Here is an 18,679-nt window from a genome sequence, read left to right on the forward strand (position 1 = left end):
GGCGCTTGCAGGGGTGAGATTGCCTACCTTATAGTAGGTAGATGCACGACGCTTCCACCCTGGCCCCCGGCGGTACCCGCGATCAGATCCTCGCGGTGGCGCGCGGGCTCATCGAAACCCGTTCGTACCTGGGCTTCAGCTTCCAGGACGTGGCCAACGCGGTGGGCGTGCGCAAGGCGAGCCTGTACCACCACTTTCCGACCAAGGAAGCGCTGGGCATCGCGGTGATCCAGGGCGCCACGCAGAGTTTCAAGGACTGGGTGGCGGCGCGCGCGCGCGAGCCCAAGGACGCGCTCGAATCGTATTTCCGCATGTACCGCAACACGCTGAAGGCCGGCTCGGGCCTGTGCCCCGCGGGCGCGCTGGCGCCGGGCTGGGACTGCATCAACGAAGACCTGCGCCAGGCCGTGCAGGCCCTGCGCAACACGCAGGTGATGTGGCTCACCGGCGTGCTTGGCGCGCTGGTGCCGGCGCAGGCGCAGAAAGACAACCCCGTGGCCTCGCTCGCGGCCTTCGTGTTCTCGTCGTGCCAGGGCGCGCTGCTCGCGTCGCGCATGACAGGGCGCGTCGAAGACTTCGACGACGCCATCGCCCAGCTGCGGCGCGCGCTGCCGCTGGACTGACCGATCTGTTTCACCACGGGCACGCCGGACGTGCCTTTTTTTGAACCCCGAAGCCTACCGATTGGATGGTAGTTTTTCCCCAAGGAGTGTTCCCATGAAAGCCGTGATTTCCGCCTACGCCCGTTCGCCGTTCCACTTCGCCAAGAAGGGCGCGCTGGCCGAGGTGCGCCCCGACACGCTCGCCGCCGGCGTGGTGCAGGGCCTGCTGCAGCGCACCGACCTCGACCCCGCGCTGCTTGAAGACATCATCCTGGGCTGCGCCTACCCCGAGGCCTCGCAGGGCAACAACCTTGCGCGCATCGTCGGGCTGCTGGCCGGGTTGCCGCACGAGGTGGGCGGCATGACGGTGAACCGCTTCTGCGGCTCCTCGATGCAGGCCGTGCACATCGCCGCCGCGCAGATCGAGGCGGGCATGGGCGAGGCTTTCCTGTGCGTGGGCGTGGAGTCGATGACGATGGTGCCGCAGGGCGGCTTCAACTTCTCGCCCAGCCCCGAGCTGCTGGCGAACAGCGATGCCTACATCTCGATGGGCGAGACGGCCGAGAACGTTGCGCAGCGCTGGAACGTGAGTCGCGCCGACCAGGAAGCGCTGGCCGTCGAGTCGCACCGCAAGGCGACCGAAGCGCGCGCGCAGGGCCGGCTGGCCGGCGAGATCGTGCCGGTGCGGCTGGCCTCCGGCGAGGTGGTCGATGCGGACGGCTGCATCCGCCCCTCGACTTCGGCTGAAGCACTCGCCAATCTCAAGCCCGCTTTCCGTCCTGATGGCGTGGTCACGGCCGGCACTGCGTCGCCGCTGACCGACGGCGCGGCGGTGGTGCTGGTCACCAGCGACGCCTTCGCCGCGAAGCACGGCCTGAAGCCGCTGGCGCGCATCCGCTCGTTCGCGACCGTGGGCGTCGACCCGGCCGTGATGGGCATCGGCCCGATTCCCGCCACGCGCAAGGCGCTGGCGCGCGCGGGCCTGAGCGTGGCCGACCTCGACGTGGTCGAGATCAACGAAGCCTTCTCGTCGCAGGCGCTGGCCTGCATCCGCGACCTCGGGCTCGACCCGGCGACGGTGAACCTCGACGGCGGCGGCCTGGCCATCGGCCACCCGTTGGGCGCGACCGGCGCGCGCATCACAGGCAAGGCGGCTTCGTTGCTGGCGCGCGAGAACGGCCGCTATGCGCTTGCGACCCAATGCATCGGCGGCGGGCAGGGCATTGCCACCATCCTCGAGCGCGTCTGATCGCCCGAGAATGACGGGCAACACCACAAGGAGACTCCCATGGCCACGTTGTTGTATCTCGAAGACCTGAAGGTCGGTGACCGTTTCCAGAGCGGCGAACACCTGCTCGACGTGGCGCAGATCAAGGCCTTCGCGCAGCAGTTCGATCCGCAGCCTTTTCACACCGACGAAGAGGCCGCGAAGCACACCTTCTTCGGCGGGTTGGCCGCGAGCGGCTGGCACACGGCGGCGCTCACGATGAAGCTGCTGGTCGACAGCGGCATCCCGCTGGCCGGCGGCATCATCGGCTCGGGCGGCGAGCTGCAGTGGCCCAAGCCCACGCGCCCTGGCGACGTGCTGCATGTGCTGAGCGAGGTGGTCGACATCACGCCTTCGCGCTCCAAGCCCGGCCGCGCGATGGTCACGATGCGCTGCCAGACGCGCAACCAGCGCGGCGAGGTGCTGCAGTACTTCACGCCGAAGCTGGTGGTGCACAGCCGCACCGCGACGTCTTGACTCTCAGTCGACTCAGACGACGCGCAGGCCCAGTTCCTCGACGAGTGCGGCGGCTTGGCGGTGGGAGATGGTCGCGCCCTTGAACGGCGCGGCGTTGGCCAGCCGCAGGCCGCCCAGGTCCACGTCGCGCAAGTCGGCGCCTTCGAAGCGCGCAAGCTTCAGGTGCGCGTTGCGCAGGCTGCCGCCTTCGAAAATGGCCTCGCGGAAATCGCAGCCCGACAGGTCGGCTTCCGACAGGTCGAGCTGGGCGAGCGTCTGCTTGCGAAACGACAGGCCGCGCAGGTGCGCGTCGATGAGCAGCGAATCCTTGAACACGACGCCCAGCGCCGACACCTCGCCGAAGTGCGCGCCCGTGAGCTTCACGCCCGTGAAGAGCGCCGAGGGCAGCTTGGCGCGCGCCCACTGCGTGTTGTTCAGGTCGCAGTCCTGGAAGCGCGCGTTCGTGAGGTCGGCGAGCCCGAAGTCGGCTTGGCGTGCGCGGCAGCCGGTCCAGCGCGTGTCCGCCAGCTGGGCACGGTCGAACGAGGTTTCGGCGAAGCTGCACAGCGTGAACTGCGCGCCGCGCAGGTCGAGGCGCGACAGGTCGGCCTCGTCGAAATGGCAGCGTTCGAAGCGGGGCGGCGTGTCGCGGTCTTGCAGGCAGGCTTGCAGGTCGGCGCGTGACCAGGTCTGGTCGGAAATCACATCAGTCATTCGGGGCGGGAGTCGGTCAGCGCTTGCAGCTCTGCGGGGCTGAAGCCCGCCCGGCTGCGGGCTTCGAGGTTGAAAGGCGGCTTGTGGCGCGGCGCGTCGTAGCGCGCGACCAGGGCCGGGTAGTTGGCTTCGGCGTCGAGCCCGGCGCGTTCGCACAGCCAGCGGTACCAGTGGTTGCCGATGGCCACGTGGCCCACTTCGTCGCGCAGGATGATGTCGAGGATTTCCACGGCACGCAGCGCATCGGGCGTGTTCACGCGCTTGAGTTTGGACTGGATCAGCGGCGTGGCGTCGAGCCCGCGCGCCTCGAGCGTGCGCGGCACCAGCGCCATGCGCGCGAGCACGTCGTCTTTGGTCTTCTCGCACATGTTCCACAGGCCGTCGTGGCCCGGAAAGTCGCCGTAGCGCCAGCCCATGGCCTGCAGGTGCGTGTGCAGCATCGTGAAGTGCTGCGCCTCCTCGTCGGCCACGCGCAGCCAGTCGCGGTAGTAGGCCTCGGGCATGCCGTCGTAGCGCCACACGGCGTCCAGCGCGAGGTTGATCGCGTTGAACTCGATGTGGCAGATCGAATGGATCAGCGCGGCGCGGCCCTCGGGCGTGAAGGGCGAGCGCTTTTGCACGGCGGTGGCGGCCACGCGCAGCGGGCGCTCGGGACGGCCCGGCACGCCGTCATCGTCGCCGGGCGTGCGCAGGGGCTCGAGTGCTATGGAAACAGTAGCTGCCTCGGCAGCCGTGGCGCGCGTGGCGGCCACCTTGTCGTCGGGGTCTGTCAGGCGCAGCGCGGCCAGCGCGCTCAATCGGGGGTGCATCCCTACAATTCTAGTTTTGCCCCTCCGGAGACAACCACGATGGCGATTTACGAATTGGATGGCATTGCCCCGCGCCTTGGCGAAGGCGCATGGGTCGCGGACAGCGCCCAGGTCATGGGCAACGTCGAACTGGCGGAGAACGCGAGCGTCTGGTTCGGCGCCGTGCTGCGCGGCGACACCGAGGTGCTGACCATCGGGCGCAACAGCAACATCCAGGACCTGTCGGTGCTGCACGCCGACATCGGCTGCCCGCTGACCATCGGCGACAACGTGACGGTGGGACACCAGGTGATGCTGCATGGCTGCACCATCGGCGACAACTCGCTGATCGGCATCCAGGCGGTGGTCTTGAATAACGCCAAGATTGGCCGCAATTCGATCGTTGGCGCCGGCAGCGTCGTGACCGAGGGCAAGGAGTTTCCCGACAACTCCCTCATCATCGGCTCGCCCGCCAAGGTGGTGCGCACGCTCGACGATGCCGCCGCCGCCAAGCTTCGCCAAAGCGCCGAGCACTACGTCGAAAACGCCCATCGCTTCGCGAAGGGCCTGAAAAAAATCGCCTGACCCGCGCAGGCACAGAGAGAAAGAATCCGTTTTGAGCGAGCTGCACAAATTCCTGTTCGATGGCCTGCCGGTGCGCGGCATGATCGTGCGCCTGACAGATGCGTGGCAGGAGATCCTTGCGCGGCGCGCCTCCAACACCGCCACCGGCCCGTACCCGCCGCCGGTGGCTGAACTGCTCGGCGAGATGACGGCTGCGGCCACGCTGATGCAGTCGAACATCAAGTTCAACGGCGCCTTGATCCTGCAGATCTTCGGCGACGGCCCCGTGAAGGTGGCCGTGGCCGAGGCCAAGCCCGACCTGAGCCTGCGCGCCACCGCCAAGGTGATCGGCGACCTGCCGGCCGACGCGCACCTGCCCGACATGGTCAACGTGAACAACAAGGGCCGCTGCGCCATCACGCTCGACCCGAAAGACAAGCTCCCGGGCGCCACGCCGTACCAGGGCGTCGTGCCGCTGTTCGGCGACGACGGTGAAAAGCTCGGCAAGCTCAGCGACGTGCTGCAGCACTACATGCTGCAAAGCGAGCAGCTCGACACCACGCTGGTGCTCGCGGCCGACGACAAGGTGGCGGCCGGCCTGCTGATCCAGCGCCTGCCGGTGAAGGGCGAAGGCAACCTCGAAGGCACGTCCGACAAGGACCGCGACCAGGCCAGCGAAGACCGCATCGGCCGCAACGAGGAATACAACCGCATCTCGATCCTCGCGTCGAGCCTCACGCGCGACGAACTGCTCACGCTCGACGTCGAGACCATCCTGCGCCGCCTGTTCTGGGAAGAGAAGCTGCTGCGCTTCGAACCGCAGGCCGGCCTGCTCGGCCCGCACTTCGCGTGCACCTGCGGCCGCGAGCGCGTGGCGCAGATGATCCGCGGGCTGGGCGTGGAAGAGGCCGAGGAAATCCTCGCCGAGCGCGGCGACATCGAGGTCGGCTGCGACTTCTGCGGCAAGCAGTACCGCTTCGACGCGATCGACACCGCGCAGCTGTTCAAGCCGCCGGGCGACCAGCTGCCGGGCAGCCCGGTCGTCCAGTAAGCGCGGCTGCGCTCAGGCGGGCTGCGGCGGCTGATGCCGCAGCACCTTGGCCATCGCGGCCAGGCGCTCGTTGCCCAGGCCCGCGCGCAGCGCGCGGTCGAACATCCCCATCAGGAAATCCGGGAAGGCCGCGTCGAGCTGCGCCTCGCGCGCCTGCTTCACGAACAGCCGGCCCGAGCCCGCGCAGGTGGCCATCGAGCTCTCGGGCTCGCCGTATTGGCCGGCGTGGATGGCCTCGCCCTCGGCCTGGATCATTTCGCCGAGCACCGGCGAGATCGCGCCGATCATCTGCGAGAACCCGTCCACCGGCAGCCCCTCGGCTTCGCAGATGCGCACGCCATGGAAGAAGCCGCTCATCGCGCCGAACATGCACGAGAGCGTGGCCAGGTCCCAGGCGGCCGCGTTGCCGATCGGCTCGCCCATGTGCTGGATGTTGCCGGCGATGGCTTCGAGCAGCGGCCGGCAGGCGGCAAGGGCGCGTGCTTCGCCGGAGATGAAGAGCGGCGTGTCGGGCCGGCCGATCTGGCCCGGCGTGGCGAGCAGGGCGCCGTCGAGGTAGGCCACGCCGCTCAGCGCGGCCCAGTCGTCGCGTGCGTCCTGCGGCGTGCCGGTGCTCAGCTGCACCAGCACCTTGCCGCGCAACGCGTCGTGAACGCCGGGCGCGGTGAGGATGGCGCGCGACGCCGGGTAGTCGGCCACGCAGACCAGCACCACGGGGCTCGCCTGCACGGCGGCCAGGGCCGTCGGTGCCAGCACCGTGCCTGGGTTGAGCAGGGGCTTGGCGCGCTCGGCGGTGCGGTTCCACACCGTCAGCGTGAATTTCGATGATTGCAGCGCGCGCGCGAGGGCCACGCCCATGGGGCCGAGGCCGATGAGGGAAACGTCGGTCATGTGAAGTCCTTGGAGAGAAGTCAGATCAAGCGGCTGCCGGCGTGAGGCCCTGGCCCAGCCCGCCGTCGACGGAGAGCCGCGCGCCCGTCGTGAAGGTCGCCTCGAAGGCGAAGAAGAGCACCGCGCGCGCCACTTCGGCGGAGGTGCCGTGGCGCCGCATCGGCGTGATCTGGTCGCCCAGCCGCATGAACTCGGCGCGCTCTTCGGCGCTCGCGTCGGTCACGCCGAGCGTGGGCGTGTCGATGAAGCCGGGGCTCACCACGTTCACACGGATGCCGCGCGTCACCAGCTCGGCCGCGAAGCCCGAGGCCATCGAGCGCAGTGCGGCCTTGGTGGCGCTGTAGACGCTCAGGCCGTGCATGCCGCCTTCGTCCGCAATGGACGAGGTGAAGACGATCGAACTGCCCGCCGGCATCAGCGGCGCCAGGCGCTGCACGGTGAAGAACGGGCCCTTGGTGTTGACCGCGAAGGCGCGGTCGTAGCCCGCCTCGGTCACCTGTTCGAAAGGTTCGAGCGACGAGATGCCGGCGTTGATGTGCAGCAGGTCGATGCGGCCGAAACGCTCGCGCACCGTGGCGGAGAGTGCATCGATGTCGGCCAGCGAGGCCGTGTCGGACGCCAGCACATGGGCGCGCGAACCGAACGGGCCGAGCACGCGGCGCGCGGCCTCCAGGTTCTGCGGATTGCGCCCGGTCACGAGCACGTCGGCGCCGCCTTCGAGCAGCGCTTGCGCGGTGGCCAGGCCCATGCCGAGGGTGCCGCCGGTGATGACGGCTTTCTTGCCTGCGTAAGGGGTGTGGGGTGTGGTGTTCATGGGCTCGATGATCCCGATCGCACGGCGTCGGGTCGCGCACATTCGGCTGCGGGGGAGCACAAACGGTCGACGGCATGCACGGCGCTCGCGGCCCATAATGTTTCGATGAGCGATACCGATCTGGACACCGATTTCCGCGGGCACGGTGGAGTGGCGCCTGATGTGGCGCTGTCCGGCGACAGCTTCGTCGCCCCGCCCGCCACCGACAGCCTGCGCGTCGACGTGCGACAGACCCCCGGCGGCGTGGTCGGCTACGAGGCGCTGCCCGACCACCGCCTCAAGCTGCACGCGGGCGCGCCGGTGGCGGGCGCCTGCCAGTTTCATCGCTTTCTCTACACGCGCGGCGACCTCGACATCCTGCCGGCCGGCAGCACCGACATCTGGCACGAAGAGTCGGCGAGCACGTCGGTTGTGGTGCGCATGGCGCCCGCGCTGCTCGCGCGCACCGCCGACGAGATGGGACTGCCGGCCGAGCGCGCGGTGCTCGGCGAGCGTCACCAGTTCCGCGACCCGCAGATCGAGCACATCGCCTGGGCACTCGACGCCGAGCGCCGCGCGGGCTTTCCCAACGGGCGGCTCTACACCGACAGTCTCGGCACGGCGCTCGCGGTGCAGTTGATCGCGGCCGGCCCGCAGGTGGCGCCGTCACCCGCGCAGGGGCTGACGCGATTGCAGCTGAAGCGTGTCACGGAGTTCATCGAGGCGCATCTGGACGGCGACCTGTCGCTGGCCGCGCTGGCTGAGGTCGCGGGCCTGAGCGCCTCGCACCTGAAGACGCAGTTCAAGCGCTCGACCGGCCAGGCGGTGCATGCCTACGTGGTGCATCGCCGCGTCGACCGCGCGCGCAGCCTGCTGCTGAACAGCGAACTGCCCGCGAGCCTCGTGGCGCTCGAGAGCGGCTTCTCGCACCAGAGCCACATGGCGCGCTGCATGCGGCGCGTGCTGGGCCTCACGCCCGGCGAGGTGCGGCGCGCAGCCTAGTGTTCAGCGGGCTTCGTCGTCGAAGCCGCTGAATTCGATGTCCGGCGCGCTCGTGTTGTGCTTCGAGGGCAGGCTGCGGCCGAAGCGCACCTGCGTGGCGTTCAGCGTCTTCACCGCGGGCAGCGGCAACACCTGTTCGGCCGCCTGCGGCGAGGCCTGCCAGCGCACCTCGCTCATGTCGGCGTTGTCGGGCGTCACGTACATCGAACGCAGCACCGCGAAGGGTTGCTTGGCACTGGCCGTGGGCTTCGAGAGCGTCACGTCGAGCGCGGTGCGGGTGCGGCTGATCTCGGTCACGCGCGCCACCGCCTTGCCGCCGTCGGTGAAGCGCAGGTGGATCGCGAGCGGCTCGGGCACGACGCGGATCGACGCGATGTTCACCACCGGCCGCCCGGCCTGCACGACCGGGCCGAGCAGGAACGACGAGCCGTACACGCCGTCGCCGAAGCGCGCCTCGGGCAGCGGCTTGAGGCGCCAGTAGCCGTCGGAGGGGTAGAGCACGATGGCTTCGAGCGCCTTGCCGTTGTCCTTCTTGAACACCTGCAGCAGGTGAAAGCCGCGGTCGTGCCGCGCGCCGACCTGCACCGGCACGCGCGCCGACCGCCAGAAGGTCGGCAGCGTCATGCCGACGATGCGCCATTGCGCGTTGTCGAGCAGCACGACGGTGCGCTTCTTGAAACGATGCGCCGGGTCGGTCGGGTGGGCGCCGCCGTCGAAGTTGCAGCCCGAGAAGTCGGGCGCGGTGACGTCGTTGCCGATGTTGCCGAGGTAGCTCGGCTGCAGCGCTTCGATGCGCATGTGGCGGATACCGTCGCCGCGCAGCACCATCGACACGTTGTCTTCCTCGGCGCAGGCTGTCGGGGTGGTGGCGTTCTCGACGGTGGCTGCAACGGGCGCTGCAGAAGCGGCACTGGCGGTCAGCAGCAGGGCGAGGAAAGCGGCGGCGGGAGCGCGCGGGGCAAGGCGCGCAGCAATCGAAACGGGCATCGGGTCTCCGGTGAAAAGGAGAGGGCGCGCGAGCACCTGCGAACCGAGAGGCTCAGGTGGGGTCGCGGCGCGCCATCAGGTCGCTGAAAAGCTTATGTTCGCATTCCGGGTCGGAACACTTCTCGCAAGGCCATGTCCACGAGGCGGGCTTCGCATCGCGGCGGGTGCGCGTGCGGGCCCGGCCTTCGTTGCCGGCGATGGTGTTGATCGCATTCCATGCGTTCGCCAGCCGCTCGCCGCCGCTGCCGTGTACCACCGCATACGAAAGCCCTGCGCGCGAGAGCGCGGCGCGCACCAGCGTGTCGGTCGGCTGGCGCGCATGAGGACCGTCGCGCATGTCGTCGGCCACCCAGGGCAGGTCGAGCGCGGTGAGCAAGGTGATGGCGTAGCGCCGCTGCGCGGCCAGGGCGCTGTCGTAGAGCGAGGTGTCGGCGAACAGCTGCTCGCTGTAGACGGCTGTCATGAGCGCCGTGGTGTCGGCCACCACCACGCCCGTGGCGGCAGCGGCGTCGATGCGGCGCATCTGTTCGTCGGCGATGGCCTGCTGCTCGTCGGGGCGCGGCGTGCGGCCTTCGCGTTCGCACCATTCGCGCAGGTACTCGCCCACGAGCGTGACGGTCGTGCCGCGGTCTTGCAGGCGCTGCGCGATGGCGCGCGAGAGCTCGGTCTTGCCGGTGCTCTCGGCGCCCACGAGCGCGATGACGCAGCCGGTCGGCAGGTTCGGTGTCATGCGGGCACCGCCTTCGTGGTGGCCTTCGGCAGGCGTCGCTGCCATGCCAGGAAGCCGGCCACGCTGAGCACGGCGAACACCGCGTACAGCGCCGTCGTGAGCCACAGGCCCTTGTGGATGAACAGGCCCACGCTGACCACGTTCACGGCCAGCCACACGAGCCAGTTCTCGATGAACTTGCGCCCGAGCAAAAACTGCCCGACCAGGCTCAGGCCGGTGACAAAGCCGTCCCACCAAGGCACGTCGGTGTTGGTGAAGCGGCGCAGGAAGAGGGCGACCACGGGCCACGCAATCGCGCAGGCGACGAGGGCGTAGGCGGTGCCGCGCGGCGACAGCCGGCTGACCCGCAAGGCGCTGCCGTCGGCGCGAAATCCGCGCAGCCATTGCGCCCAGCCCCACAGGGCAACGAAAGCGAAGAAAACTTGAAGGGAGGCGTCGCCGTAGATGCGTGCGTTGGCGAACACCACCACGTAGAGCAGCGAGCTGACGATGGCCAGCGGCCAGCCCCAGTGGATCTCGCGCATGTTGCAGCCGACCATCGCGAGCGCGAGCACGGCGGCGACGAGTTCGAGCCAGGTGACGGGAGAGCCCCACAGCGCAAAGGCGGAGGCCGAGAGGAACTCGGGGATGAGGTTCACGCCGAGGCTGTGCGTCTTTCGGAGCGCTCTGTGAACCTCACACAGTCTGGTCGTGGGACACCGTGGAACCGGCTTTGCCGGGCCGCTGGTGTCGCCCCCTGGAAGGGGGTTGGCGAAGCGACACGAAGTGCGCGGAGACTGGGGGTCATCCGATTACCTTGCGATCTGCACGAAGACTTCGTTCGGTTTGACCATGCCGAGTTCCGCGCGGGCGCGTTCCTCGACCATCTCGAGGCCGTCTTTCAGGTCATTGACTTCGGACGCGAGCCGCTCGTTGTTGAGCGCGGCCTTGGCGTTGGCGTCCTTCTGGTCGGCCAGCTGGGTGCGCAGCTGGGCGACCTCGCGCACGCTGCCGCGCCCGTTCCACAGCTGCCACTGCAGGATGACCAGCAGCAGCACCAGGATGAGAGGAGGGACGAAGCGCGCGCGCATGCAGGCTGCGAGGCGCTACTTGAGGTTGTAGAACGCGCCGCGGCCCGGGTAGACGGCGATGTCGCCGAGGTCTTCTTCGATGCGCAGCAGCTGGTTGTACTTGGCGATGCGGTCCGAACGCGACAGCGAGCCGGTCTTGATCTGGCCGGCGTTGGTGCCCACGGCGATGTCGGCGATGGTGCTGTCTTCGGTTTCGCCCGAGCGGTGCGAAATGACGGCCGTGTAGCCCGCGCGCTTGGCCATCTCGATGGCGGCGAAGGTTTCGGTCAGCGTGCCGATCTGGTTGATCTTGATCAGGATCGAGTTGGCGATGCCCTTGTCGATGCCTTCTTGCAGGATCTTGGTGTTGGTGACGAACAGGTCGTCGCCCACCAGCTGCACGCGCTTGCCCAGGCGTTCGGTGAGGTGCTTCCAGCCGTCCCAGTCGCCTTCGTGCATGCCGTCTTCGATGCTGATGATCGGGTACTTGTCGACCCAGGTGGCGAGCATGTCGGTCCAGCTCTCGGCCGTGAGCGACAGGTTTTCGCCCGACAGCACGTACTTGCCGTCCTTGTAGAACTCGCTGGCCGCGCAGTCCAGGCCCAGGGCGATCTGTTCGCCGGCGGTGTAGCCGGCCTTGTCGATGGCTTCCAGGATCAGCTGGATGGCTGCTTCGTGGCTTTCGACGCTGGGGGCAAAGCCGCCTTCGTCGCCCACAGCGGTGCTGATGCCGCGGTCGCCCAGGATCTTCTTCAGGGCGTGGAACACTTCGGCGCCGTAACGCACGGCCTCGCGGAAGCTCTTGGCGCCCACGGGGATGATCATGAACTCTTGCAGATCGAGGCTGTTGTTGGCGTGCGCGCCGCCGTTGATGACGTTCATCATCGGCACCGGCAGCTGCATGCCGCCCATGCCGCCGAAGTAGCGGTACAGCGGCAGGCCCGATTCTTCGGCCGCGGCGCGGGCCACGGCCATCGACACGGCGAGGGTGGCGTTGGCACCCAGGCGGGCCTTGTTGTCGGTGCCGTCCAGGTCGATCATCGTGCGATCGAGGAAAGCCTGTTCGCTGGCGTCCAGGCCCAGCACGGCTTCCGAGATCTCGGTGTTGATGTTCTCGACGGCCTTCAGCACGCCCTTGCCGAGGTAGCGGCTCTTGTCGCCGTCGCGCAGCTCAATGGCCTCGCGCGAACCGGTCGAAGCGCCCGAGGGCACGGCCGCACGGCCCATGGTGCCCGATTCGAGCAGCACGTCGCACTCGACGGTGGGGTTGCCTCGGCTGTCGAGAATTTCGCGGCCGACGATGTCAACGATTGCACTCATCTCTATTTCTTTCTCTGGTCTCTTGGTGGAGTGGACTGGCAAAAAACGGAATCAAAGGCCTTCGACCGCGATCATGTTCATGATGGCGGCGCCGGCACGCGCTTCACGTGCCTTCAGGTATTCGGGCGTTTCGTAGAAGGCCTTGGCCTGCTCGAAGCTGGGGAATTTGAGCACGACCACGCGGGTGGGTTTCCAGTCGCCTTCGAGCGGCTGCACCTGGCCGCCGCGCACGCAGACTTCGGCGCCGTGCGCCTGCATCGCGACGCTCGACCACTTCTTGTATTCCTCGTACTGCGTCGGATTCGTGACTTCGACGTGGGCAATGACGTAACCGCTGCTCATGCTTGAAAACTGTCCTCTAGAAAAGCGTTTTTCTTGGTGACCCGGTCGAGCGCCAGCAGCGTTTCGAGCAGGGCCTTCATGTGCTTGAGCGGCACGGCGTTGGGGCCGTCGCTCAGGGCTTTGTTCGGGTCGGGGTGGGTCTCCATGAAGAGACCGGCCACGCCCACGGCCACGGCCGCGCGCGACAACACGGGCACCATTTCGCGCTGGCCGCCCGAGCTCGTGCCCTGGCCGCCGGGCAGCTGCACCGAGTGCGTGGCGTCGAACACCACGGGCGCCTTCGTCTCGCGCATGATCGCGAGCGAGCGCATGTCCGACACGAGGTTGTTGTAGCCGAAGCTGGCGCCACGTTCGCAGGCCATGAAGCTGTCTTCGTCGAGGCCGGCTTCTTTTGCAGCAGCGCGGGCCTTGTCGATCACGTTCTTCATGTCGTGCGGCGCGAGGAACTGGCCTTTCTTGATGTTCACCGGCTTGCCCGACTGCGCTGCAGCGTGGATGAAGTCGGTCTGGCGGCACAGGAACGCGGGCGTCTGCAGCACGTCGACCACCTTGGCGGCCTCGGTGATGTCTTCGTGGGTGTGCACGTCGGTCAGCACCGGCAGACCGAGTTCGCGCTTCACCTTGGCCAAAATTTCGAGGCCCTTGTCGCGGCCCGGGCCGCGAAAGCTCGTGCCTGACGAGCGGTTGGCCTTGTCGAAGCTGCTCTTGAAGATGAACGGAATACCCAGCGACGCCGTGATTTCCTTCAACGTGCCGGCCGTGTCCATCTGCAGCTGTTCGGATTCGACCACGCAGGGGCCGGCGATCAGGAAGAAAGGCTGGTCCAGCCCGATGTCGAATCCGCAAAGCTTCATCGGCATGCCTTCGTGCTGCGCACTGCGGTATTCGCCTTGGGAGCGGCCCGGCGGCTCATGCCACGGCCTTGAGCGTCTTGCTGGTGCTGCCCGCGCCCTTGTCCTTGTGGTCGAGCGCCGCCTTGATGAAGGCGTTGAACAACGGATGGCCGCCCCATGGGGTCGACTTGAACTCGGGGTGGAACTGCACGCCCATGAACCACGGGTGCACGTCTTGCGGCAGTTCGACGATTTCGGTCAGGTGCTCGCGCTGCGTGAGCGCCGAGATCACGAGGCCGGCGGTGCGCAGCTCGTCGAGGTAATTGACGTTGGCTTCGTAGCGATGGCGATGGCGCTCGGTGACCACGTCGCCATAGATGCTGTGCGCCAGCGTGCCGGGCGACACATCGGAGCTTTGCGCGCCCAGGCGCATGGTGCCGCCGAGGTCGGACTTCTCGTCGCGCGTCTTCACGGTGCCGTCGGCGTCCTTCCACTCGGTGATCAATGCGATCACGGGGGTCGGCGTTTCGGGATCGAACTCGGTGCTGTTGGCGTTCTTGAGGCCGGCCACATGGCGGGCGTATTCGATGGTGGCCACCTGCATGCCCAGGCAGATGCCCAGGTAGGGCACCTTCGATTCGCGGGCGAAGCGGGCGGCCGAGATCTTGCCTTCGACACCGCGCTGGCCGAAGCCGCCCGGCACGAGGATGGCGTCGTATTTCGCCAGGCGCGACACGTCTTGCGTCGAGATGGTTTCGGAGTCGATGTAGTCGATCTTCACGCGCGCATGGTTCTTCATGCCGGCGTGGCGCAGTGCTTCGTTGAGCGACTTGTAGCTGTCCGACAGGTCGACGTACTTGCCGACCATGGCAATCGACACTTCCTGTTGCGGATGCTCGACCTCGTACACCAGGTCGTCCCAGCGCGTGAGCTTGGCCGGCGGGGTGTTGATGCGCAGCTTGTCGCAGATCAGGCCATCGAGGCCCTGTTCGTGCAGCATGCGGGGCACCTTGTAGATGGTGTCCACGTCCCACATCGAGATGACGCCCCATTCGGGCACGTTCGAGAACAGCGAGATCTTGGCGCGCTCGTCGTCGGGAATCGGGCGGTCGGCGCGGCACAGCAGCACGTCGGCCTGGATGCCGATGGCGCGCAGTTCCTTGGCGGTGTGCTGCGTGGGCTTGGTCTTGAGTTCGCCGGCGGCGGCGATCCAGGGCACGTACGACAGATGCACGAAAGCCGAGTTGTTCGGGCCGTTGCGCAGGCTCATCTGGCGCACGGCTTCGAGGAAGGGCAGCGACTCGATGTCGCCGACCGTGCCGCCGATTTCGACGATGGCCACGTCGACCTCGTGCGGGGTGCCGATGCCGGCGCCGCGCTTGATGTATTCCTGGATCTCGTTGGTGATGTGCGGAATCACCTGCACGGTCTTGCCGAGGTAGTCGCCGCGGCGTTCCTTCTCGAGCACGGTTTTGTAGATCTGACCGGTCGTGAAGTTGTTGGCCTTGCGCATCCGCGTGTTGATGAAGCGCTCGTAGTGGCCGAGGTCGAGGTCGGTCTCGGCGCCGTCATCGGTGACGAACACCTCGCCATGCTGGAACGGTGACATCGTGCCGGGGTCGACATTGATGTACGGATCGAGCTTGATAAGGGTGACTTGGAGGCCGCGCGATTCGAGGATCGCGGCGAGCGAGGCGGAGGCGATTCCCTTGCCAAGGGAAGATACGACACCACCGGTGACGAAGACAAATTTGGTCATGCCAGTTCCGGACGCGTGAATCCGGGCAGTGGGAAATTGCGATTATAGGTGTCCCCTTTGTGCCTCTTCGGCCCAAGGCCATCCCATTCCTGATCTTGTCGGTATGTGAGCAACAATATGACTCATGCAAGATCTCGCCGGCAAACACATCGTCCTCGGACTCACAGGGGGCATCGCCTGCTACAAATCGGCCGAGTTGTGCCGCCTGCTCGTGAAGGCGGGCGCCACGGTGCAGGTCGTGATGACCGAGGCAGCCGAGCAGTTCATGACGCCGGTCACGATGCAGGCGCTTTCGGGGCGCACCGTCTACACCTCGCAGTGGGACGCCCGCGAGCCCAACAACATGCCGCACATCAACCTGAGCCGCGAGGCCGATGCGATCGTGCTGGCGCCCTGCAGCGCCGACTTCATTGCGCGGCTGGTGCAGGGCCGCTCCGACGAACTGCTGAGCCTGCTGTGCCTGGCGCGTCCGACCGACCGCGTGCCGCTGTTGATCGCCCCGGCCATGAACCGTGAGATGTGGGCCCATCCGGCCACGCAGCGCAACCTGATGCAGGTGGCCGCCGACGGCGCGACCGTGCTGGGCGTGGGCAGTGGCTGGCAGGCCTGCGGCGAAACCGGCGACGGGCGCATGCTCGAACCGGCGCAACTGCTCGAGGACATCACGGCCTTCTTCCAGCCCAAGCTGCTGGCAGGGCAGAAGGTGCTGGTCACGGCCGGCCCGACCTTCGAGGCGCTGGACCCGATCCGCGGCATCACCAACCACTCGTCCGGCAAGATGGGTTTCGCCATTGCCCGCGCGGCGCGCGAAGCCGGTGCCGAGGTCACGCTGGTGGCCGGTCCGGTGCACCTTCCCACGCCGCGTGGCGTGAGCCGCATCGACGTGCTGTCGGCGCAGGAGATGCTCGACGCCACCACCCGTGCGGCACAGGCAGCTAGCATTTTTGTAGCGACGGCGGCCGTGGCCGACTGGCGCCCCGCCACGCACAGCGACCAGAAGATCAAGAAAGATGGCAGCGGCCAGACGCCGGTGCTGCATTTCGTCGAGAACCCCGACATCCTGCTCACCGTGGCCAAGAGCGAGCGCGCGCAGGCCAAGAAACTGTTCTGCGTGGGCTTTGCCGCCGAGAGCGAAAACCTCGTCGAGCACGCCAAGGCCAAGCGCGAGCGCAAGGGCATTCCGCTGCTCGTGGGCAACATCGGCCCGTTGACCTTCGGGCAGGACGACAACGCGCTGCTGCTGGTGGATGCCAAGGGCGTGCGCGAGTTGCCCCGTGCGCCCAAGCTCCGGCTGGCGCGCGAACTGATGACTGAAATTGCCGCGCGACTTCCCGATTGGAGGGCCTGATGAACACCGAATCGAACACACCACCCAATGGCGACTTCGCTCGCTACGTGGAGCAGCTTTCGGCGCGCGCAGGGCAGTCGGCCCGCGTTCCCGGCAAGGAATCGGAGCATGGGCTCGACGTCGGCATGACGCCTTCGCCCGGTGCGCAGGGGACCGTTGCCACGCGGCGTGAATCGCCGAGTGGCGAGGCCGCGAAAGTCGACGGCAAGGCCCTCGCCCCGGCGTCGCTCAAGGTGCTGGCCGGCGCGGCCGCGTTCGTGTTCCTGGTGCTGTGGGCGCTCGGCGTGTCGCTCCCCGTGCTGGTCCTGGGAACCGCCGCTGCCGCATGGTTCGGCAAGCGCTTTCTCAAGGGCCTCAACCTGAGGCCCGGGGTCGCCAAATGGCAGCAGGTGCTCGAAGAGGCGGCCCGCAAGCAAAAAGAACAGCAACAGAAGTAAGAAGGCAGCAAGTCAGTGAAAGTCGACGTCCGAATCCTCGATCCGCGCATGGTGGATCAATTGCCCGCGTATGCCACTCCCGGAAGCGCCGGCCTCGACCTGCGGGCCTGCCTTGATGCCCCGGTCACGCTCGAACCCAATGCCTGGCAACTGGTGGGCACCGGCATCGCGATCCACCTGGCCGATCCGGCCTATGCCGCGTTGATCCTGCCGCGCTCGGGCCTGGGCCACAAGCACGGCATCGTGCTGGGCAATCTCGTCGGCCTGATCGACAGCGATTACCAGGGCGAGCTGAAGGTCAGCGCCTGGAACCGCAGCAACACGCCCTTCGTGCTGCAGCCGATGGAGCGGCTTGCTCAGCTGGTCATCGTGCCGGTGGTGCAGGCGCAGTTTCAGGTGGTCACCGAATTTGCAGCTTCGCAACGCGGCGAGGGCGGCTACGGCTCAACCGGCAAGCACTGAGCAATGGGTGCCCCGGGAAAGCTGAAGGGCACCTGAGTATCCAAGGCGTAAAGAGCGGAACTGCCGGCGCACGGCTCGCCTCGAAGGTTTCAGCGTGTGTCTTTCGTCATCGCGGCTGCGGCTCGGACGTTAGACACGGCAGGCATGGGCCCGTCCGGGCGCGTGCTGTTTTCTTCGAGGAGCCTCTTTCATGAATATCCCAATGCGCTTCATTTCCGTCACCGCGTCCGTGCTCGCACTGGCCACGCTCACGGCCTGTGTCGCGCCGGCCCCGGTCTACCAGACCTCGCGCTACCCCTACCAGGCCCCGCCACGGGCGATCCAGTACCAGGAAGCGGCCTACGTCGAGTACGGCCACGTGGCCAACATCGAGGTGCTGCGCAGCGAAACCGCTGGTACCGGCACCACGGGTGGCGGTGCCGTGGCGGGCGGCCTCATCGGCGGCGTGGTGGGCAACCAGTTCGGACACGGCAATGGCCGCGCCGCAGCCACCGCGCTCGGCCTTGTGGGCGGCGCCTTGCTGGGCAACACCATCGAGGCCCAGCAGAACGGGCCGCGTGCCTACGAAAGCTACCGCGTCTCGGTGCAGACCGACCGCGGCGGCTACCGTGCCTTCGACGTGCAACACCCGGGCGACCTGCGCATCGGCGACCGCGTGCGCATCGACAACGGCCACATCTCGCGCATGTAAGCGGTCGGCCGCGCGCAAGGAAAAAAGCCGGGCAGTGCCCGGCTTTTGCTTTGTTGGAGGGTGTGGTCTCAGTGCAGCATCTGGTTGCCCGGTGCCATCGGCGGCACCTTGAAGAAGGCGGTGCCGGCCGTGCCGCGGCCGACTTCTTCTTCGGTGGCTTCGCGCACCGAACGCACCGTGATGTCCAGGCGGATCGCAATGCCTGCCAGCGGATGGTTGCCGTCCAGCACGAGGTGGTCGGGATAGATCTCGGCCACGGTGTAGATCGCGTCCTTGGGGATGCCGTCGCTCACGCCCTTGGGCAGGGCGGAGCCGTCGAAGGTCATGCCTTCCTCGGTGCCTTCGGGGAACAGCGTGCGCGGCTCCAGGAAGAGCAGCTGGTCGTTGAAGTCGCCGAAGCCCTGCTCGGGCTCGATCTGCAATTGGACGCGCGCACCGGGCTCATGGCCCTGCAGGGCGGCCTCGATCACGTCGAAGAGGTCGTCGCCGCCCACCATGAATTCCACCGGCTCGTCGAGCACGTCCAGCACATCGCCGAGCGTGTCTTTCATGGTCCAGGTCAGGCCGACCACGCATTGTTCAGAGATTTCCAT

The 18,679-nt window shown here is 67.5% G+C and carries 23 protein-coding genes; 10 read left to right on the forward strand and 13 right to left on the reverse strand.

The window, feature by feature from the left end:
* Positions 1–41: 41 nt before the first annotated feature.
* The 3 genes from RZE79_RS11100 to RZE79_RS11110 all read left to right on the forward strand — a co-directional run bounded on the left by RZE79_RS11100 (position 42) and on the right by RZE79_RS11110 (position 2,346).
* Positions 42–623, forward strand: coding sequence for a TetR/AcrR family transcriptional regulator (locus RZE79_RS11100; protein WP_192196080.1), 582 nt, complete (start codon positions 42–44; stop codon positions 621–623).
* Positions 624–717: 94 nt separating this feature from the next.
* Positions 718–1,851, forward strand: a complete 1,134-nt coding sequence (locus tag RZE79_RS11105) for a thiolase family protein (protein ID WP_319360449.1) — start codon at positions 718–720, stop codon at positions 1,849–1,851.
* Between the two features lie 39 nt (positions 1,852–1,890).
* Positions 1,891–2,346, forward strand: coding sequence for a MaoC family dehydratase (locus RZE79_RS11110; RefSeq protein WP_319360450.1), 456 nt, complete (start codon positions 1,891–1,893; stop codon positions 2,344–2,346).
* A gap of 12 nt (positions 2,347–2,358) precedes the next feature.
* Here RZE79_RS11110 and RZE79_RS11115 read toward each other — a convergent pair whose 3' ends face one another.
* Positions 2,359–3,039, reverse strand: coding sequence for a pentapeptide repeat-containing protein (locus RZE79_RS11115; protein ID WP_153285018.1), 681 nt, complete (start codon positions 3,037–3,039; stop codon positions 2,359–2,361).
* The gene (locus RZE79_RS11120) at positions 3,036–3,848 is read right to left on the reverse strand and encodes a ferritin-like domain-containing protein (protein ID WP_153285017.1); all 813 of its coding nucleotides are present in this window, start codon (positions 3,846–3,848) and stop codon (positions 3,036–3,038) included. The genes RZE79_RS11115 and RZE79_RS11120 overlap by 4 nt, the downstream gene beginning before the upstream one ends.
* 39 nt (positions 3,849–3,887) lie before the next feature.
* On the opposite strand from RZE79_RS11120, the gene RZE79_RS11125 reads away from it, so the two are divergent.
* Complete coding sequence (locus RZE79_RS11125; protein ID WP_070059531.1) at positions 3,888–4,412, forward strand: gamma carbonic anhydrase family protein; 525 nt, start codon at positions 3,888–3,890, stop codon at positions 4,410–4,412.
* A 31-nt stretch (positions 4,413–4,443) separates the two neighbouring features.
* On the forward strand, positions 4,444–5,442 hold the full coding sequence (locus tag RZE79_RS11130) for an Hsp33 family molecular chaperone HslO (protein ID WP_319360451.1): 999 nt from the start codon (positions 4,444–4,446) through the stop codon (positions 5,440–5,442).
* A 12-nt stretch (positions 5,443–5,454) separates the two neighbouring features.
* On the opposite strand, the gene RZE79_RS11135 is transcribed toward RZE79_RS11130, so the two are convergent.
* Both RZE79_RS11135 and RZE79_RS11140 read right to left on the reverse strand, forming a co-directional pair.
* On the reverse strand, positions 5,455–6,333 hold the full coding sequence (locus RZE79_RS11135; protein ID WP_319360452.1) for an NAD(P)-binding domain-containing protein: 879 nt from the start codon (positions 6,331–6,333) through the stop codon (positions 5,455–5,457).
* 25 nt (positions 6,334–6,358) lie between these two features.
* Positions 6,359–7,147, reverse strand: coding sequence for an SDR family oxidoreductase (locus tag RZE79_RS11140; RefSeq protein WP_319360453.1), 789 nt, complete (start codon positions 7,145–7,147; stop codon positions 6,359–6,361).
* Between the two features lie 105 nt (positions 7,148–7,252).
* Between RZE79_RS11140 and RZE79_RS11145 the strand changes: the two genes are divergently transcribed.
* On the forward strand, positions 7,253–8,128 hold the full coding sequence (locus RZE79_RS11145; RefSeq protein WP_153285014.1) for an AraC family transcriptional regulator: 876 nt from the start codon (positions 7,253–7,255) through the stop codon (positions 8,126–8,128).
* Between the two features lie 3 nt (positions 8,129–8,131).
* On the opposite strand, the gene RZE79_RS11150 is transcribed toward RZE79_RS11145, so the two are convergent.
* The 8 genes from RZE79_RS11150 to RZE79_RS11185 form a co-directional block, all read right to left on the reverse strand.
* On the reverse strand, positions 8,132–9,115 hold the full coding sequence (locus RZE79_RS11150) for a hypothetical protein (RefSeq protein ID WP_153285013.1): 984 nt from the start codon (positions 9,113–9,115) through the stop codon (positions 8,132–8,134).
* 52 nt (positions 9,116–9,167) lie between these two features.
* Complete coding sequence (locus RZE79_RS11155; RefSeq protein ID WP_153285012.1) at positions 9,168–9,845, reverse strand: AAA family ATPase; 678 nt, start codon at positions 9,843–9,845, stop codon at positions 9,168–9,170.
* Positions 9,842–10,474 (reverse strand): nicotinamide riboside transporter PnuC, encoded by a 633-nt coding sequence (gene pnuC, locus RZE79_RS11160; protein WP_319361157.1) that lies wholly within the window; start codon positions 10,472–10,474, stop codon positions 9,842–9,844. The genes RZE79_RS11155 and pnuC overlap by 4 nt, the downstream gene beginning before the upstream one ends.
* Positions 10,475–10,636: 162 nt before the next feature.
* Complete coding sequence (gene ftsB, locus RZE79_RS11165; protein WP_062474651.1) at positions 10,637–10,915, reverse strand: cell division protein FtsB; 279 nt, start codon at positions 10,913–10,915, stop codon at positions 10,637–10,639.
* A gap of 15 nt (positions 10,916–10,930) precedes the next feature.
* On the reverse strand, positions 10,931–12,214 hold the full coding sequence (gene eno, locus RZE79_RS11170; protein WP_062474653.1) for a phosphopyruvate hydratase: 1,284 nt from the start codon (positions 12,212–12,214) through the stop codon (positions 10,931–10,933).
* Positions 12,215–12,265: 51 nt separating this feature from the next.
* On the reverse strand, positions 12,266–12,556 hold the full coding sequence (locus RZE79_RS11175; protein ID WP_056583246.1) for a DUF1330 domain-containing protein: 291 nt from the start codon (positions 12,554–12,556) through the stop codon (positions 12,266–12,268).
* Complete coding sequence (kdsA, locus tag RZE79_RS11180; RefSeq protein ID WP_099796285.1) at positions 12,553–13,410, reverse strand: 3-deoxy-8-phosphooctulonate synthase; 858 nt, start codon at positions 13,408–13,410, stop codon at positions 12,553–12,555. Before kdsA ends, RZE79_RS11175 begins: the two co-directional genes overlap by 4 nt.
* A gap of 55 nt (positions 13,411–13,465) precedes the next feature.
* Positions 13,466–15,148 carry a CTP synthase gene (locus RZE79_RS11185; protein ID WP_319360454.1) on the reverse strand — a complete coding sequence of 561 codons (1,683 nt, stop codon included), beginning with the start codon at positions 15,146–15,148 and terminating at the stop codon, positions 13,466–13,468.
* Between the two features lie 124 nt (positions 15,149–15,272).
* Between RZE79_RS11185 and coaBC the strand changes: the two genes are divergently transcribed.
* The 4 genes from coaBC to RZE79_RS11205 all read left to right on the forward strand — a co-directional run bounded on the left by coaBC (position 15,273) and on the right by RZE79_RS11205 (position 18,086).
* Positions 15,273–16,496, forward strand: coding sequence for a bifunctional phosphopantothenoylcysteine decarboxylase/phosphopantothenate--cysteine ligase CoaBC (coaBC, locus tag RZE79_RS11190; RefSeq protein WP_319360455.1), 1,224 nt, complete (start codon positions 15,273–15,275; stop codon positions 16,494–16,496).
* On the forward strand, positions 16,496–16,933 hold the full coding sequence (locus RZE79_RS11195; RefSeq protein ID WP_319360456.1) for a hypothetical protein: 438 nt from the start codon (positions 16,496–16,498) through the stop codon (positions 16,931–16,933). Before coaBC ends, RZE79_RS11195 begins: the two co-directional genes overlap by 1 nt.
* A 15-nt stretch (positions 16,934–16,948) precedes the next feature.
* Positions 16,949–17,395, forward strand: coding sequence for a dUTP diphosphatase (gene dut, locus RZE79_RS11200; protein ID WP_101492295.1), 447 nt, complete (start codon positions 16,949–16,951; stop codon positions 17,393–17,395).
* 190 nt (positions 17,396–17,585) lie between these two features.
* Positions 17,586–18,086: a glycine zipper 2TM domain-containing protein gene (locus RZE79_RS11205; RefSeq protein WP_153285007.1), complete on the forward strand. Its 501-nt coding sequence runs from the start codon at positions 17,586–17,588 to the stop codon at positions 18,084–18,086.
* A gap of 68 nt (positions 18,087–18,154) precedes the next feature.
* Here the strand turns inward: RZE79_RS11205 and RZE79_RS11210 are convergent, their stop codons facing one another.
* The gene (locus tag RZE79_RS11210; protein ID WP_153285006.1) at positions 18,155–18,679 is read right to left on the reverse strand and encodes a peptidylprolyl isomerase; all 525 of its coding nucleotides are present in this window, start codon (positions 18,677–18,679) and stop codon (positions 18,155–18,157) included.

The sequence above is a fragment of the Variovorax sp. EBFNA2 genome (assembly GCF_033802765.1).
Taxonomy (GTDB): Bacteria; Pseudomonadota; Gammaproteobacteria; order Burkholderiales; family Burkholderiaceae_C; genus Variovorax; species Variovorax paradoxus_H.